At 70.2% G+C, this 15,625-nt stretch carries 12 protein-coding genes; 3 read left to right on the top strand and 9 right to left on the bottom strand.

Annotation, left to right across the window (positions count from 1 at the left end; all coding sequences use genetic code 11):
• Positions 1-99 precede the first annotated feature (99 nt).
• Together AC3B5L_RS02200 and AC3B5L_RS02195 are read right to left on the bottom strand one after the other, a co-directional pair.
• Positions 100-1,263, bottom strand: coding sequence for an acyl-CoA dehydrogenase family protein (locus AC3B5L_RS02200; RefSeq protein ID WP_187663129.1), 1,164 nt, complete (start codon positions 1,261-1,263; stop codon positions 100-102).
• Positions 1,264-1,426: 163 nt separating this feature from the next.
• Positions 1,427-2,356, bottom strand: coding sequence for a M15 family metallopeptidase (locus AC3B5L_RS02195; protein ID WP_490096174.1), 930 nt, complete (start codon positions 2,354-2,356; stop codon positions 1,427-1,429).
• Positions 2,357-2,430: 74 nt separating this feature from the next.
• Here AC3B5L_RS02195 and AC3B5L_RS02190 point away from each other — a divergent pair, with 74 nt between their 5' ends.
• Positions 2,431-3,522: an Rv2578c family radical SAM protein gene (locus AC3B5L_RS02190; RefSeq protein ID WP_363444870.1), complete on the top strand. Its 1,092-nt coding sequence runs from the start codon at positions 2,431-2,433 to the stop codon at positions 3,520-3,522.
• Between the two features lie 43 nt (positions 3,523-3,565).
• Positions 3,566-4,105, top strand: a complete 540-nt coding sequence (locus AC3B5L_RS02185) for a YaeQ family protein (protein WP_490096173.1) — start codon at positions 3,566-3,568, stop codon at positions 4,103-4,105.
• An 89-nt stretch (positions 4,106-4,194) separates the two neighbouring features.
• Here AC3B5L_RS02185 and AC3B5L_RS02180 read toward each other — a convergent pair whose 3' ends face one another.
• Complete coding sequence (locus tag AC3B5L_RS02180; protein WP_268777687.1) at positions 4,195-6,261, bottom strand: DEAD/DEAH box helicase; 2,067 nt, start codon at positions 6,259-6,261, stop codon at positions 4,195-4,197.
• 273 nt (positions 6,262-6,534) lie between these two features.
• Between AC3B5L_RS02180 and AC3B5L_RS02175 the strand changes: the two genes are divergently transcribed.
• Entirely contained in the window at positions 6,535-7,431 is an 897-nt protein-coding gene (locus AC3B5L_RS02175) for an aldose 1-epimerase family protein (protein WP_187663124.1), read from the top strand.
• A gap of 96 nt (positions 7,432-7,527) precedes the next feature.
• On the opposite strand, the gene AC3B5L_RS02170 is transcribed toward AC3B5L_RS02175, so the two are convergent.
• The 6 genes from AC3B5L_RS02170 to AC3B5L_RS02145 form a co-directional block, all read right to left on the bottom strand.
• Complete coding sequence (locus AC3B5L_RS02170) at positions 7,528-10,668, bottom strand: efflux RND transporter permease subunit (RefSeq protein WP_490096172.1); 3,141 nt, start codon at positions 10,666-10,668, stop codon at positions 7,528-7,530.
• 16 nt (positions 10,669-10,684) lie between these two features.
• Complete coding sequence (locus AC3B5L_RS02165; RefSeq protein ID WP_490096171.1) at positions 10,685-11,272, bottom strand: TetR/AcrR family transcriptional regulator; 588 nt, start codon at positions 11,270-11,272, stop codon at positions 10,685-10,687.
• A 211-nt stretch (positions 11,273-11,483) separates the two neighbouring features.
• On the bottom strand, positions 11,484-12,680 hold the full coding sequence (locus tag AC3B5L_RS02160; RefSeq protein WP_197971865.1) for a Gfo/Idh/MocA family protein: 1,197 nt from the start codon (positions 12,678-12,680) through the stop codon (positions 11,484-11,486).
• A gap of 40 nt (positions 12,681-12,720) precedes the next feature.
• Positions 12,721-13,776, bottom strand: coding sequence for a LacI family DNA-binding transcriptional regulator (locus tag AC3B5L_RS02155; protein WP_187663121.1), 1,056 nt, complete (start codon positions 13,774-13,776; stop codon positions 12,721-12,723).
• Between the two features lie 3 nt (positions 13,777-13,779).
• Complete coding sequence (locus tag AC3B5L_RS02150) at positions 13,780-14,670, bottom strand: carbohydrate ABC transporter permease (RefSeq protein ID WP_259952855.1); 891 nt, start codon at positions 14,668-14,670, stop codon at positions 13,780-13,782.
• A complete protein-coding gene (locus AC3B5L_RS02145) occupies positions 14,663-15,625 on the bottom strand; it encodes a carbohydrate ABC transporter permease (RefSeq protein ID WP_187663119.1) in 963 nt (320 codons plus the stop codon). Before AC3B5L_RS02145 ends, AC3B5L_RS02150 begins: the two co-directional genes overlap by 8 nt.

Genomic DNA, 15,625 nt, shown 5'->3' with positions numbered 1-15,625 from the left:
TACAAGTGGGGCCGCACTCATCCGCCCCCAGACGGAAAACGCACCCTCGGGATGTTCCGAGGGTGCGTTTCTCCTGCGGCCCGCCGCGCGGGCCCTGCGTCAGCGCTTGCCGGCGATCTGACGCCCGACGATCTCGCGCATGATCTCGTTCGTGCCGCCGTAGATGCGGTGCACACGGGCGTCGAGGAAGGCCCGGGCGATGGGGTACTCGGTGATGTAGCCGTAGCCGCCGTGGAGCTGGACGCCGGCGTCGAGCACCTCCCACTCACGCTCGGTCGCCCAGAACTTGACCTTCGCGGCTTCTTCCGCCGAGAGCCTGCCGTCCTTGTAGGCCAGCAGCGCGCGGTCGATGAAGGCCCACAGCGCGTCGACCGTGGCGGACATGTCGGCGATGGTGAAGCGGCTGTTCTGGAAGTCGATGATGCGCTCCCCGAAGGCCTCGCGGTCCTTGGTGTACGCGACGGTCCAGTCGAACGCGGCCTGCGCGGCGGCGGCTCCGGCCACGCCGATCGAGAGGCGCTCGAGCGGCAGGTTCATCATGAGCTGGATGAAGCCCTTGCCCTCGACGCCGCCGATGAGGTTCTCCTCCGGCACGAACACGTCGCTGAACGACAGCTCGGCGGTGTCATGGCCGTGGAAGCCCATCTTGGACAGCTTCTTGCCGTTGTCGAATCCCTCCATGCCCTTCTCGATGAGCACGAGGCTGAACGCGTCGGGACGGTTGCCCTCGCCGGTCTTCACGAACGTGACGACGAGGTCGGCGGTCGCGCCCGATGAGATGAACGTCTTCGCGCCGTTGACGATGTAGCCGCCGTCCGTCTTCTTCGCCGTGGTCTTGATGCCGCGGAGGTCGGAGCCGGCGCCGGGCTCGGTCATGGCGAGCGCGCCGACGACCTCACCGGTGGCCATGCGGGGCAGCCACTTCTCCTTCTGCTCCTGCGTGCCCATGTGCACGAGGTACGGCACGGCCAGGTCGTCCTGGATGCCGAAGGCCCCGGCGAGCGATCCCGCTCCGGCCGCGATGACCTCTTCGTTCACGATCGCGCGGAAGCGGTAGTCCTGCAGCATTCCGGCGCCGCCGAACTCCTCCGGCACGGAGAGCCCGATGATGCCGGCCTCACCCGCGGCGCGCATCGTTGCGCGGTCCACCTCGCCGGCGGCGTCCCACTTCTCGATCGCCTCGTGCGTGACGTGGCGCTTGACGAAATCCTTGACGAGGTCGCGGAATGCCTCGTGATCCTCTTCGTAGATGTCGCGTTCCATGCCGTCCTCCCGAACGTGTCGTGCGTCGTTGCTCCGGCGAGTCTACGGCGGGAACACGGGGCAGGGCAGGCGATTGTGAGAATGCATCCCATCGTGGGTGGGACTGGGTATCGCCTTTGTGGAATGCCTCAGTGCGAGCGGATCACACCCCTGCCCCGCCGACTCAGTGGTCGTAATCGGGCGCCGCCGGGAGCCCGAAGAACTCCTCCAGCGTGTGATAGCCGCCTTCGTGATACGCCGCCGCGAGCTCCGTGCCGACGTAGCGCAGGTGCCAGGGCTCCGGGGCGTACCCGGTGACGGGCGTGCCGACCTGTTCGTAGCGCACGATGAACCCGTACTCCCAGGCATGCGCCGCCACCCACTCGCTCTGACGCGTCGCGCCGAAGCCGTCCAGACCGCCGCAGCCGTCATCACAGGCCACGACGTCGAGGGCGAGACCGGTCTGATGCTCGCTGTGACCCGGTCGCGCCGAGCCCGCATCCGCGTCCGCCTGCCCCTGGTCCCGCACGTGCGCACCGTATGTCGCGACCTGGAGGCCGTAGGAACGGTAGCCGTTGTTCGCTCCGATGCGTCCGACCCCGGCCGCCGCGGCGGCGTCCGCCATGCGCCCGGCGGCGTCGGAGACCTCCGCGCGCACCCGGCCCGACGGGGTCGTCATCTGCAGCGGCACCTGGCTCAGTCCTTCGGGTTCGTAGGCGGCGGGTTCGAGCGGACGCCCCTTGTTGATCACGACCCAGATCCGGGCGGGATCGCTGAGCGAGACACAGGGTGCATTACCGGCGATCACCGCCTCACGGAAGCGCGCTCCACCGCCGAACCCCGCGACGGTGGCGGCGTCGTCCCCGGCCGCGATCGCAGCCTGCACCACGGGGTCGGCGCAGGGGTCCGCCGCAGGGGTCGCCGTGTTCTGCACGGTCGGTACCTGCATCACCGCGACGGGGCGCGGGAGCGGTGGGGATGCCACGGGGGTCGCGGCCGCCCCGGTGAGCGAGAGCACCACGCCGATCGCGGTCACCGCCAGCCCGACCGGCAGGGCGGGTCCGAAGATCGGGGAGCGCGGCGCCGCATGCTGAGCGTACGGCGAGGAGGGCATGCCCCCATTCTTCCATTCGAACATCAGTGCCACACTCACTTGACTTCGATTCGATTCTTTGTTCGACTGGGAGGATGCGGTGGCAGGGACAGAAACTCGCGGACAGCGACGAGGCGGCATTGCCGGGCCTCGAGAACCGTTCGAGCGTCCTCCGCACGGTGACCACACCGGAGTTCGCCGGCATGACGTTCCACGAGGTGCTGTCGAAGTCAGCGCTCAACCACGTCCCCGGGGCGTCGCGCATGCCCTTCGCCTGGACCATCAACCCCTATCGCGGCTGCTCCCATGCGTGCACCTACTGCTTCGCCCGGGGCACGCACGAGTACCTCGACCTCGACGGCGGCGCGGACTTCGACACCCAGATCGTCGTCAAGGTCAATGTCGTCGAGGTGCTCGAGCGGGAGCTGCGCCGCGGGAGCTGGCAGCACGAGACGGTCGCCCTCGGTACGAACACCGACCCGTACCAGCGGGCCGAGGGGCGCTACGCCCTCATGCCCGGCATCATCGAGGCGCTGGCGGCGTCGGGCACCCCGATGTCGATCCTGACGAAGGGCACGCTGATCCGTCGGGACATCCCGCTGCTGAAGAAGGCGGCGCAGCGTGTGCCGGTCGACGTGCAGATGTCGATCGCGATGTACGACGACGCGCTGCAGAAGGCGATCGAGCCGGGCGCCCCGACCACGCAGGCCCGCCTCGACACGGTGCGCGCGCTCGCCGACGCCGGCTTCCCCGTCACGGTGTTCCTCATGCCGATCATGCCGCATCTGACCGACTCCCTTCCCGCGATCGACGACGCCCTCCGCCGTATCAAGGCCGCCGGAGCGCGGAGCGTGATCTACGGGGCCCTGCATCTGCGTCCGGGGGTCAAGCCGTGGTTCTTCCAGTGGCTCGGTGAGAACCGTCCCGATCTCGTGTCGTCGTATCGCGGGCTCTATCCCGGGGCCTCCGTCGAGGCACCGAAGCCGTACCGGCAGTGGCTCGCCAAGCGCGCTCGCCCCCTCATCCGGATGCACGGGCTCGACGGCCGGCACGAAGACGACTATCCGCGGCGCGGGTCCCGCCCGGGCCAAGGGCATGTCCAGACGGAGACGCCGCCGGCCGGGCCGGTCATGTTCACGCCGAGCGGCCGCGCGGCCGCCGCCCCGCCGCAGCCGATGCTGTTCTGACCCGGTCGGCCGGAGGGCGCGGCTCCGCGTAGGCTCGAGGATCATGGCGATCGGTTCGACAGTCCACACGTTCGAGATGCAGCTCGCCGACACCGATCGCGGGGTCTACGAAGACGTCTCGCTCCGGGCCGCCCGGCATCCGTCCGAGACCGACGCGTACATGCTCACCCGGGTCCTCGCCTACGGGCTCGAGTTCGCGGAGGGCATCGCGTTCGGCGGCAGCGTCTCCGACACGGAGGAGCCCGCGGTGCTCGTGCGCGACCTCACGGGCCGAGTCACCGTCTGGATCGAGGTGGGCGCTCCCGATGCCGCGCGGCTGCATCACGCCTCCCGCCTCGCGGACCGGACAGTGGTCTACACGCACCGCGACCCGGCCAAGGTCATGGCGCCGTGGGCCGACAAGCGCATCCATCGTTCCGAGGACATCCGGGTGTACAGCTTCGACCCCGGCTTCATCGACAGCGCCACGCCCCACCTCGCCCGCCGGAACACCCTGACCCTCACGGTCACCGAGCGCGTCCTCTACCTCGACCTCAACGGCACGTCCCTGACGACCACCCTCCACGAGCACACCCTCCCCTGACACCCCGGCTGCCCGCGCACCTTCCCGGTGCGGAGTGCGAAAAGGCCCCGGAGACCGAAGTCTCCGGGGCCTTTCTGATCCCGAACGCGTCAGGAGGTGAGTTCCGCGGCGGACGGCACGCGCCCCGCGATCTCCTCGATCACGTCGTCGTCCACGCGCGCCTGCTCGAACGGCGCCTCGATCTCGGCGCGGCCGAGCAGCTCGGTCATCCGACGCTGGCGCTGCCGCGTGATGAGCGTGACGACCCGGCCCGAGCGCCCCGCGCGACCGGTGCGACCCGAGCGGTGCAGGTACGTCTTGTACTCGTCCGGCGCGTCGGCCTGGACCACGAGGTCGATGTCGTCGACGTGGATGCCGCGCGCGGCCACATCGGTGGCCACGAGGACGTTCACCCGGCCCGAGGTCAGCTTCTCCAGGTTCCGCGTGCGCTTGGCCTGGTTGAGGTCGCCGTGCAGCGAGACCGCGGGGATGCCCGCGTCGTCGAACTGGTCGGCCAGCATGTCGGCGTAGGCACGGGTGCGGGCGAAGACGAGCGTCTTGCCCTCGCGGTCGACGAGCGAGGTGAGGATGTCGGCCTTGTCACGGTGCTCGATGACGAGCACCCGGTGCTCGATCGTGCTGGAGCCCTGGTCTTCGCCCGCGACCTCGAACACGGCGGGGTCGACGAGGAACTCGTCCACGAGCGCCGCGACCTCGCGGTCGAGCGTCGCGGAGAACAGGAGCTTCTGGCTGCCCTCGGCCGTGCGGCGGAGGATGCGCTGGACGGGCTCGACGAACCCGAGCTCGCACATGTGGTCGGCCTCGTCGAGCACCGCGATCCGGCAGTCCGACAGGTCGAGCTTGCCCTGGTTCATCAGGTCCTCGACGCGGCCGGGGGTGCCGATGACGATGTCGACGCCCTTCTTCAGCGCGCCCACCTGACGACCCTGCGGCACACCGCCGTAGATCTGCGTCGTGAACAGGCCCACGCTCCGGGCGATCGGCTGGATGGTCCGGTCGATCTGCAGCGCGAGCTCGCGCGTCGGGGCGAGGATGATCGCGCGCGGCGAGCGGCCGAACTCGCGACGCTTGCCCGCCTGCGACTTCAGCACCCGCTCGACGAGCGGCGCGCCGAAGGCGATGGTCTTGCCGGAGCCCGTGCGGCCGCGGGCGAGCACGTCGCGCCCCTCGAGGACGGCGGGGATGCTCGCCGCCTGGATCGGGAACGGCGTCGCGGCCCCCATGCCGTTCAGGGTCTCGGTGATGTTCGAGCCGAGGCCGAGATCGGCGAACGTGATGCCCTCGACCTCGACGGCCTGCACGGCCTGCGCCTCGAGGCGCTCGTGGACGACGTCGTCGGCCTGCTCGAACGCCGCCTTCGGCTTCGCGTTCCAGTCGTTGCGGGTCGGACGCTCGTCCCGGCGGGGGCGCTCGTCCCGACGCGGACGCTCGGTACGGTAGGCCCCGCCGGTCGACGGCCGCTCGCGCCCGCCCTCGAAGGAGCGCTGCGTGCGGTCGCGGTCGAAGGCGCGGCGGGCACGGGCGGCGTCGTAGGAGCGGTCGGCCCCCTGGTCGTTGCCGCGGGCGCGGTCGCCCCCGCGGTCATCGCGCCGCGGACGGTCGTCGCGGTCGAAGCGCGGACGCTCGTTCCGGCGATCGTCGAAGCGCGGGCGGCCCCCGTCGCGGTGGTCGCCGTCGCGGAAGCCCTGTCGCTGCGAGCCGCCGCGGTCGTCGCGCCGCGGACGGTCGTCGAAGCGGCCGGCCCCTGCGCGGTCGTTGTACCGCGGACGCTCGGAGCGGTCGTCGAACCGGCCGGCGCCTGCGCGGTCGTCGCGGCGGTGCGGGGCCTCGCGGCGTCCGGACTCCGCACGGTTGCGGATGCTGCGGGCCTCGTCGCGGCCGGCGCGCTCCTGAGAGCTCCACCGACGCTTCGGCGCACCGGACTCGGTCTCCTCCGGGCGATAGCCGCGGTGGCCGGGGCTGCGGCTGCCGGGGCGGCGGTCGTACCCGCCGGTCACCCGGGAGTCGCGGTCCTCGCGAGCGGGACGCTCGTCGCGGGCCGTGTCCCGACCACCGGTCGGTCGGTGGCGGTCGTGGAACGAGGTCTTCTTGGCGCCGTAGCGCGGCTCGAAGTTCGCGGCGGCGCGACCGCCACGGGGCTTCTTGTTCTTGGGCATTCGGGTGTCCTTCTTGCGTTCTCGCACGAGAACAGCGCTGCGCGCACGCGCGAGCACTCCGATCCAGCGGAGTCCGGACGATCTGCGGCCGGGGCCATTCCTGTGATGGTTGATTCGCGTCGATCGACGCGCACCATCGGCCCCTGGACTCACACTTCACACACTGAAAAACGTCCGCGCCCTGCGCGGGTGTCCGAAGCCGACCGCCCCAGTCTACCCGGCGACCCTGGGAGACCCCCGCACTCCGGCGGCCTGCGGCACTACGATGTCGAGGTGAACTCCGTCTCTCCCACCGGCACCCAGGTCCACCTCCGCCTCGGCGACGTGACCGCGCAGATCGCCCAGGTCGGCGCCTCCCTCCGTGGCCTGCGCATCGGCGAGGTCGACCTCGTCTCGCCCTACCCGCTCGACGTCCCGACGCCGTCGTGCTCAGGAGTCGTGCTGACACCGTGGCCCAATCGGGTGCGAGATGGCCGCTGGGACGACGAGGGCACCGTCCGTCAGCTCGCGATCAGCGAGCCGAAGACCACCACCGCCAGCCACGGGCTCCTGCGCTACACCGCCTACGCGGTCGAGCAGACGGAGGGAGCCGCGACCCTGCGCGCGACCGTCTTCCCGCAGACCGGCTACCCGTACCTGATCGAGACGTCCGTCGCCTACGTCCTCACCGCGGACGGCATCGAGGTCACGCACACGCTCACCAACTGGTCCGAATCGGCGGCTCCGGTCGCGCTCGGCACGCACCCGTTCCCGACGATCGGCGACGTCGACCCGCACGACCTCGTCCTCCGCGTCCCGGCCCACACCGTGTTCGAGACGGATGACCGCATGCTCCCGACCGGCACCCGTCCCGCCGACCCCGACCTGCGCGAGGGCGTCCGAGTCGGCGACGTCTCGCTCGACACCGGGTTCACGGACCTCGTGCGCGACCCCGACGGCCGCGTGCGGCACACCCTCACCGCGCCCGACGGCCGGACCGTCACGCTCTGGCAGGGCGAGGGCTTCGACTTCGTGCAGGTGTACACCGCGACGAACTACCCCGGAACCCCGCTCGCCGTCGCGATCGAGCCGATGACCGCTCCGGCGGACGCGTTCAACAGCGGCCTCGGGGTGCGCCGTCTGGCTTCTGGCGAGACCTGGACGCTGGAGTGGGGCCTCTCCTTCGCTTGACCGCGGTTCACAACTCAGGAGAACCCACGCGGAAAGGCCCCGATCCTCGTCTCACCGACGGAATCGGGGCCTTTCTCCTGAGTTGTGAACGCTCGGCTACTCGCCGTGGTTCTCGCGCAGCTCTCGGCGGCTGACCGGTGTGCCGTCCGCATGGACCGGAACCGGGGCGGCATCCTCGTGGTGCTCGCCCTTGCGGGCCCGGCGGCGCTCCCGCGCCCCCTCGACGAGGTTGTACAGCGTCGGCAGCACGATGAGCGTCAGCACCGTGGAGGAGACGAGTCCGCCGATCACCACGATGGCCAGCGGCTGGGAGATGAACCCGCCGTGCCCCGTGATCCCCAGCGCCATCGGGGTGAGGGCGAGGATCGTGGCGAGCGCTGTCATGAGGATCGGGCGCAGACGCTTCTCCCCACCCGCCATCACGGCATCCGCGGTCGACAGCCCCTTCTCCCGATACTGGTTCACGAGGTCGACGAGCACGATCGCGTTCGTCACCACGATGCCGATGAGCATCAGCACACCGATCAGCGAGGCCACGCCCAGCGGCACGCCCGTGACGATCTGCAGCAGGATGGCTCCGGTCGCCGCGAACGGCACCGAGATCAGCAGCAGGAGCGGCTGCCGCAGCGACTTGAACGTCGCCACCATCACCACGTACACGATGAGGATCGCGGCGAGCATCGCGAGGCCGAGCTGCGCGAACGAGTCGGCCTGTTGCGAGGCGACGCCGCCGACCTCGGCCGAGGCGCCGTCCGGGAGGTCCGCCGCGGCGAGCGCCTCGGTGACCGACTGCGTGGCGACCGCGAGGTTGTCCGATGCGGGCGGCACGGTGACGGTCGAGGTGCGGCGTCCCTGCTCGGTGGTGATCGAGGTGGGGCCGTTGCGCTGCTCGACGGTCGCGATGTCCTGCAGCGGCACGATGCCCGCCGCGGTGGGGATCGCGAGCTGCTGGAGCGCGGCGGCGGTCGTCGGCGGCCCCGGGTTGACGAGGTACACCGTCAGCGCGGTGTCGTCGATCTCGACCGATCCGATCTGCTGCGGACGCATCGTGTTGGACACGATCGACCCGACGGCGACCTCGGACAGCCCGACCCGCGCGGCGGCCTCGCGGTCCACGACCACGGCGATGTACGGCAGGGCCTCGGCGAGGTTGTCCGTGACCTGCCCGATGCCCTCGCGGCCGTCGAGCTCCTCCACCACGGCGGAGGTCGCGGTGGCGAGGTCGTCGCCGTTCGCCGCCGTCACGGTGATCTCGATGTCGCTGGAGCCGAAACCGGCGGACGCCGCGACGTTGACCTCGCCGACCTCGTCGCCGAGGCCGTCGATGGCATCCTGCACCTGGGCACGCAGCTTCTCCTGGTCGGCGTCGCCGTCGGTGAGGACCGAGTAGGTGATCCCCGCGCCGCCGGAGAACGCGTCGCGCAGCGCGGACCCGCTCGACCCGATGGAGGCCTGCACATGCTCGATGCCGTCGATGTCGAGAAGGGCCTCCTCGACGGGGGCAGCGGCATCGGACTTCGCCTGCAGGCTCGCGGTCGGCCCGAGGTCCTGCGTCACGGTCATGGTGTTCTGACCGGAGTCGCTGAGGAAGTTCACCTTCATCAGCGGGGCGGCGGCGAGCGTCCCGGCGAGGACCACCACCGCGAGCGCCACCGTGATGCCCGAGTGCTTCAGCGTCCAGCCGAGGATGGGGCGGTAGCCGCGCTGCAGCCGCGTCGGCGGGGCCGCCGGGTCCTCCGGGTCGATCGCGTTCCCGCTCTCGTCGAGGAGCGGCTTGCCGGGCTTGAGGAACCAGTACGCCAGCACCGGCACGATCGTCAGAGCCACGAAGAGCGAGGCGACCATGGCGATCGTGACCGTCATCGCGAACGGACGGAACAGCTCGCCCACCATGTCGCCGACGAACACGATCGGCAGGAACACTGCCACGGTCGTGATGGTCGACGCGGTGATGGCCGCGGCGACCTCGCGCACGGCGAGACGGATCGCATCGCCCTTGTCCGCGTCGCCGACGTAGTGGCGCTTGATGTTCTCGATCACCACGATGGAGTCGTCGACCACGCGGCCGATCGCGATCGTGAGCGCCCCGAGGGTCAGCACGTTCAGCGAGTAGCCGAATGCCTGCAGCCCGATGAAGGTGATGAGGACGGACGTCGGGATCGAGATCGCGGTGACGAGCGTCGAGCGCACCGACATCAGGAACACGAGGATCACGAGCACGGCCATCACGAGGCCGAGCAGACCCTCCGTGGCGAGGGTGTCGATCGACTGCACGATGAACGGCGCCTGGTCGAACACGACGGTGAACTCGGCGTCCGGGAGCGCTTCCCCGATCTCGTCGAGCGCGGCCAGAACCCCCTGCGACACCTCGACCGTGTTGGCGGCGGGGAGCTTGGTGATGGAGATCGACAGGGCATCCTCGCCGTCGACCCGGGAGATCGAGGTCACCGGGTCCGACACCTGGGCCACCGTCGCGACGTCGCCGATGGTCACCGCGGTACCGACGAGAGGCAAGGCGGCGATCTCGTCGACCGAGGTGATCTTGGCGCCGGTCTGCACCGTGAGGGTCTCGCCGTCCTCGGTGATCTCACCGCCGGGGAAGAGGGTGCCGTTCTGCTGCAGCGCGGTGCTGATCGCCTCGCTGCTCTGACCGGCCGCGGCGAGCTTCGCGAGGTCGGGGGTGATGGTGATGCGCTGCCCGACGCCGCCGACGATCTCCGCCGCGTTCACCCCGTCGACGTCCTCCAGATCGGGGATCGCGACGCTCTCCAGCTGCGCCTGGGCGTTGTCCGCGTCCTCGAAGCCCGTGACCGCGACCTGGATCACCGGGAAGTCGTCGATCGACACCGAGAGCACCTGCGGCGTGACGTCCTCCGGGAGCTGCGAGGAGATGCGGTTGATCGCCTGCTGGATCTTCTGCTCCGCGGTCGCGAGGTTGGTGCCGTACGAGAACATCGCCTGCACGATCGAGGCGTTGGTCGTGCTCGTCGCGGTCGTCGACTCCAGGTCGGGCACGCCCTGGATGGCGGACTCGATCGGCGTCGAGACGTCGTTCTCGACCACCTCGGGCGAGGCGCCGGGGTAGGTGGTCATGACCACGAGCGCCGGCAGCTCGAGCGACGGGATGAGCTCCTGCTTGAGGTTGGTCAGCGCGAGCCCGCCGAACACCGCGGCGACGATCGTCACGAGCGCGATGAGGGCGCGGTTCTTCAGGCTGAGGATGGCGAGTTTCGACAAGGCGGGGTCCTCGGTGTCAGGGGGTGGCGGTCGCTGCGGATGAGAGGGAGAGAGGTTCTCCGAGGATCCGCGCCAGTGCGGATTCGAGGAAGGACTGTTCGAGATCGACGTCGCGGATCTGCGTGCTCCACATGACGCCGTCGATGAAGATCATCGCCGCTCGGGCCCGGTCGGCGCCATAGGTCGGCTCCAGGAGGTCGACGAGGCGGTCGGACAGGTGACGCGCGAGCTGGCGCAGACGCGGATCGTGCACGGCTGCCGTGACCACGGCTCGATCCGCCTGCACAGCGTGGCCGTCGTGGATGCTGTCGTACACGAGCGCCGCGATGACGTCGGCCCCGGCTCCCCGTTCGGCGAGGGTCTGCCGCACTCCGTCGAGTCGGCATTCGATCTCGTCCGCGAGCGCTCGGAAGGCGGCGGTGCGCAGGTCGTCGAGGGTGTCGAAGTACTGGGTGGTCGCCCCGAGCGGCACTCCGGCTCTGGCGGCGACCATCCGATGCGTGATGGCGTCGGCTCCGACCTCGACGATCAGCTCGGCCGTCGCGGTGACGATCTCCCGACGACGCGCTTCGGGGTCACGCCGCCGACGCGCGCTCTCCACCATCGCTCACCCCCTGGACACCCGTACATGTACGTTTGTACATTCGCTCCGGTGTGAACTCCCTGAGAACGGCCGCCCGCTTCTTTCCTGTCTCCCCGCCGTGCCGGATCACTTCCGCACCCCGCACCCCCGTTCTCGGTCCCTTTTCGCGCTCTCACGGGCGGGAACCTCCTCCCGTGATCGAAAACGTACCGGGGTGGGGGCGGGGGCGGGGTCAGGCGGCGGAGGAAGACGGGGCGGAGGAGGGGGTCTGGCCGCGCTCGAAGTAGGCGACGAGATCGGGGTCGAGCGGGGGGACGGCGATCGCGGAGCCGTCACCCCGGAGGGACGCGGTGGCGAGGATGCCGGCGGCCACGGCCTCGCGCGCCGCGACGGGAGAGGTCGCCGTGAGACCCCCGTGCCGCACGAACCGGAGGAACTCGGCCACGAGCAGCGCGTCGGCTCCATCGTGTCCGGCGTCGGGCACCTCGGGCACGACGAACACCTCGTCCGCGTCGGCCGCCCCGGCATGCCGACGGTTCCACAGCTTCACCTCACTGCCGGCCACGTCGCCGAAGTTCTCGATGCGCCCCTCGGTGCCGATCACGGTGTAGTTCCGCCAGTAGTCCGGGGTGAAGTGGCACTGCTGGTACGAGGCGAAGATCCCGCCCTCGAGCCGCAGGTTCACCATCGAGATGTCCTCGACGTCGACCACGGGGTGGAGTCCGGTGAGCGCGGTCGGCGGCCAGTTGTCCATGCTGAACCAGTCGGGCATCCGCTCCCCCGTGCGGTCCCGCCGGTCGGTGATGTCGCCGTAGACGCTGAGGCCGCCCATCGCCGCCACCTGCTCGGTGTACGCCCCCGCCAGCCAGTGGATGATGTCGAGGTCGTGCGCTCCCTTCTGCAGGAGGAGTCCGGTGGTGCGGCTCCGGTCGGCGTGCCAGTCCTTGAAGTAGAAGTCGCCGCCGTGCCCCACGAAGTGCCGCACCCACACGGCCTTCACCTGCCCGATGCGCCCGGCCTGGATGAGCCCGCGCATGAGCGTGATCACGGGCATGTGCCGCATGTTGTGGCCGATGTAGAGGCGGGTCCCGGTCCGTCGCGCCGTCTCCAGCATGCGGTCGGCGTCGGCGAGGTCGATCGCGAGGGGCTTCTCGCAGAAGACGGGCACCCCGGCCTCCAGCGCCCGGATGGTCAGCGCGGCGTGCGTGTCGTCCGGGGTCAGCACCATGACCGCGTCGACCCCGGACGCGAGCAGCTCGTCGAGGGAGTCGGTAATGAGGGCGTCGGGGACGAGCGCCCTGGCGTCTTCGCGGGCACGCGGGGCGAGGTCGCAGACGGCGGTGATACGGGAGCCGTGGCCCGGCCGATGCACCTCCTCCTGAAGGGTGGAGCGCGCGCCGAAGCCGATGATGCCGATGTGGAGGTCCAACAGAAGTCCTTCGTGAAAGGGGGGAAGAAGAGGGGGCGGCTCAGCGGCCGCGGGCTGCCGGGGCGTCGAGATCGGTCGAGCCGCCGGGGACGAGGGCCCAGGGGAACTCGTGCAGCGCACCGGGTGAGGGGTCGCTCTCGAGCGCCTTCTCGACGATGATCCGCGCCTGCCGCTCGTAGAAGTCCGTCGGGCCGACGGTGGTGAGGGTGGGGGCGATGAGCCGGGCGTCCGGGGTGTTCCCGACGCCGACCACCGCGACGTCGTGCGGCACGCGGAGCCCGAGCATGTGGGCGGCGTTGATCGCGGCGATCGCAGCGAAGTCGGTCGTCGCGTACACGGCGTCCGGGCGGTTCTCCTGCGACAGCAGCTCGATCGCGGCGGTGAACGCGCTGGCCTGCGTCTCGGCATAGGTCACGGTCCATGCCGGGTCCGGGGAGATGCCGGCAGCCGCGAGCTTCTCGACATACGGCGTGTACCGCGTGACCTGCGTGGCCGCGAGGCGGACGGCGCCCTCCGCGGCGATGCAGCCGATGGCCGCGTGCCGCTCCAGCAGGTGGTCCATCGCGAGCTCGCACCCCGGGATCGCGTCCGAGCGGATGACGTCGAACCCGTCCGGCTCCAGATGCTCCGAGAACACCACGAGCCGCTGGCCGCGCTTGACGAGGTCGCCCAGCCGTCGGGCGTCCTCCTCGTCCAGCCCGACGCCGTCGAGGTATGCCACGTCGCTCTCGACGCGGTCGAGCGCCGCGTGCCAGTCGCCGTCGGCGAGGATCAGCGTCGTGAGCCCGTGTTTGTTCGCCTCGGCGTTCACGGCGTCGGCCACCGCCAGCGACCACGGATCGCTCAGCATGTGGAGGGAGAGCTGTACCATGCCGCTGCGACCGGTGCGGATCGCCCTGGCCGCCGTGTTCGGACGGTAGTTGAGCTCGTCCGCGGCCGCGAGCACCCGGGCCGCGGTCGCCTCGGCCACGCCGGCCCCGCTGGCACCGGCGCGGCCGGAGAAGACGTACGACACGGTCGCGGTCGACACCCCGGCACGTTCGGCCACCATCCGCAGCGTCGGTCGGCGACTGGGGGCGTGCTCACGCTGTGCCATGTCTCATCCCTTCGTCCCGCTGAACGCGATGCCCTGGATGAACTGCCGCTGCAGGATCATGAACGTCACCAGCATGGGCAGGGTCGCCAGCAGGGCGCCGGCCATGAGCACCGGGTAATCGGTGCCGTGGATGCCGACGAGCTGCGAGAGTCCGACAGACAGCGGCATCTTCGCCGGGTCGGTCGTCACGATCAGCGGCCACAGCAGATCGTTCCAGGACCACAGCACGGTGAACACCACAAGTGCGATGATGCCAGGCTTCGCCAGTGGAACCATGATCCGCCAGAAGGTCTGCCACGGATTCGCCCCGTCGATCCGCGCCGCCTCCTCCAGCTCGGCCGGCATGGAGAGGAAGAACTGGCGCATCAGGAAGGTCCCGAAGGCGCTGAAGATGCCGGGCACGATGAGCGCCTGCAACGTGTTCAGCCAGCCGAGCGCCTGGATGATCTCGTACTGCGGCAGCAGGTAGAGCTGCGAGGGCACCATGAGCACCGAGAGGAACACGACGAACAGGGCGTTCCGGCCGGGGAAGGCGATGCGCGCGAACGCGTAGCCCGCCATGGTGCACAGGGCGACCTGCCCGACCGTGCGGCCGACGGTGAGGAGCACGGAGTTCAGGAACATCTGGCCGAACGGCATCGAGTCGAAGACCTCGGCGAAGTTCGTGAACACCCATTCGCGCGGGAGGAACGACGGCGGCACCTGCACCGAGTCGGACAGCGTCTTGAACGAGGTCAGCAGCTGCCAGACGAACGGGAACACCATGAGTGCGGCGCCGGCGATGAGCACGACGTGCACGATCCACAGTCCGCGGTTCCGGGGCGTGCCGGCCGTCCGCGATCGTGCGGGGGCGGCGCCGACGACCGCGCGGGTGTCGAGGGAGACGTCACTCATAGTGCACCCACTTCTTCTGCAGCCGGAACTGCACGATCGTCAGCACGAGGATGATCAGCAGCAGGAGGAAGGCGACGGCGGCGGCGTACCCGCGGTCGTTGTCGAGGAAACCCGCTTCGTAGAACAGGTAGACGACCGTGCGGGTGTTCGGCATCGCGGGGTTGCTGCGGCCGAGCATCATGTAGATGAGGTCGAACACCTGCAGAGCCCCGATCACGCTGATGACGCTGACGAAGAAGATCGACGGCGACAGCAGCGGGATCGTGATGGAGAAGAACTTCCGCACGGGGCCCGCCCCGTCGAGGTCGGCCGCCTCCATGATCGTGTCCGGGATGCCCTGGAGTCCGGCGAGGAAGATGACGATGTTGGTCCCCAGTCCCGCCCAGATGCCGACGACGGCGATCGCGATCAACGCGGTGTTCGGGTCGGTCAGCCAGCTCCGCCCGTCGATGCCCACCGTGCCGAGGGCGGCGTTCAGGACGCCGTAGTCGCCGTTGTAGATCATGCGCCAGACGAGGGCGATCGCCGCGGGCATGGTGACGACGGGGATGAAGTAGAGGGTGCGGTAGGCGCTGCGGCCCGTGAGGCCGGTGGTGTTCAGCAGCGCGGCGATCCCGACCGCGAGGGGGATGCCGATCAGCGCGATCACCGTGTAGACCGCGGTGTTGCGCAGAGCGCCGAGGAGCTCCGGGTCCTGGAACAGCCGCACGTAGTTCTCGAACCCGATCCACTCGGAGCCGCCGAACGGGCCGGACTTCGTGAAGGAGATGATGAGCGTGCGCACGGTCGGCCACAGGTAGAACACGGCCAGCCCCAGGGCGGTGGGCCCGAGGAAGACGAGGGCCCACCACGGCGAGGCACCGGGTGTCCGGCGCCGCCGCCGGACACCGGAGGACGGGGCCTCCGGTGCCCGCCCGGCGGCGGGGGCGACCGCGCGAGGCGCGAGGACGGTCAT

Source organism: Microbacterium sp. C-MGS6, assembly GCF_058140415.1.
The sequence above is the reverse complement of the archived record's forward strand: the minus strand, read 5'-3'. Positions and strand labels throughout refer to the sequence as shown.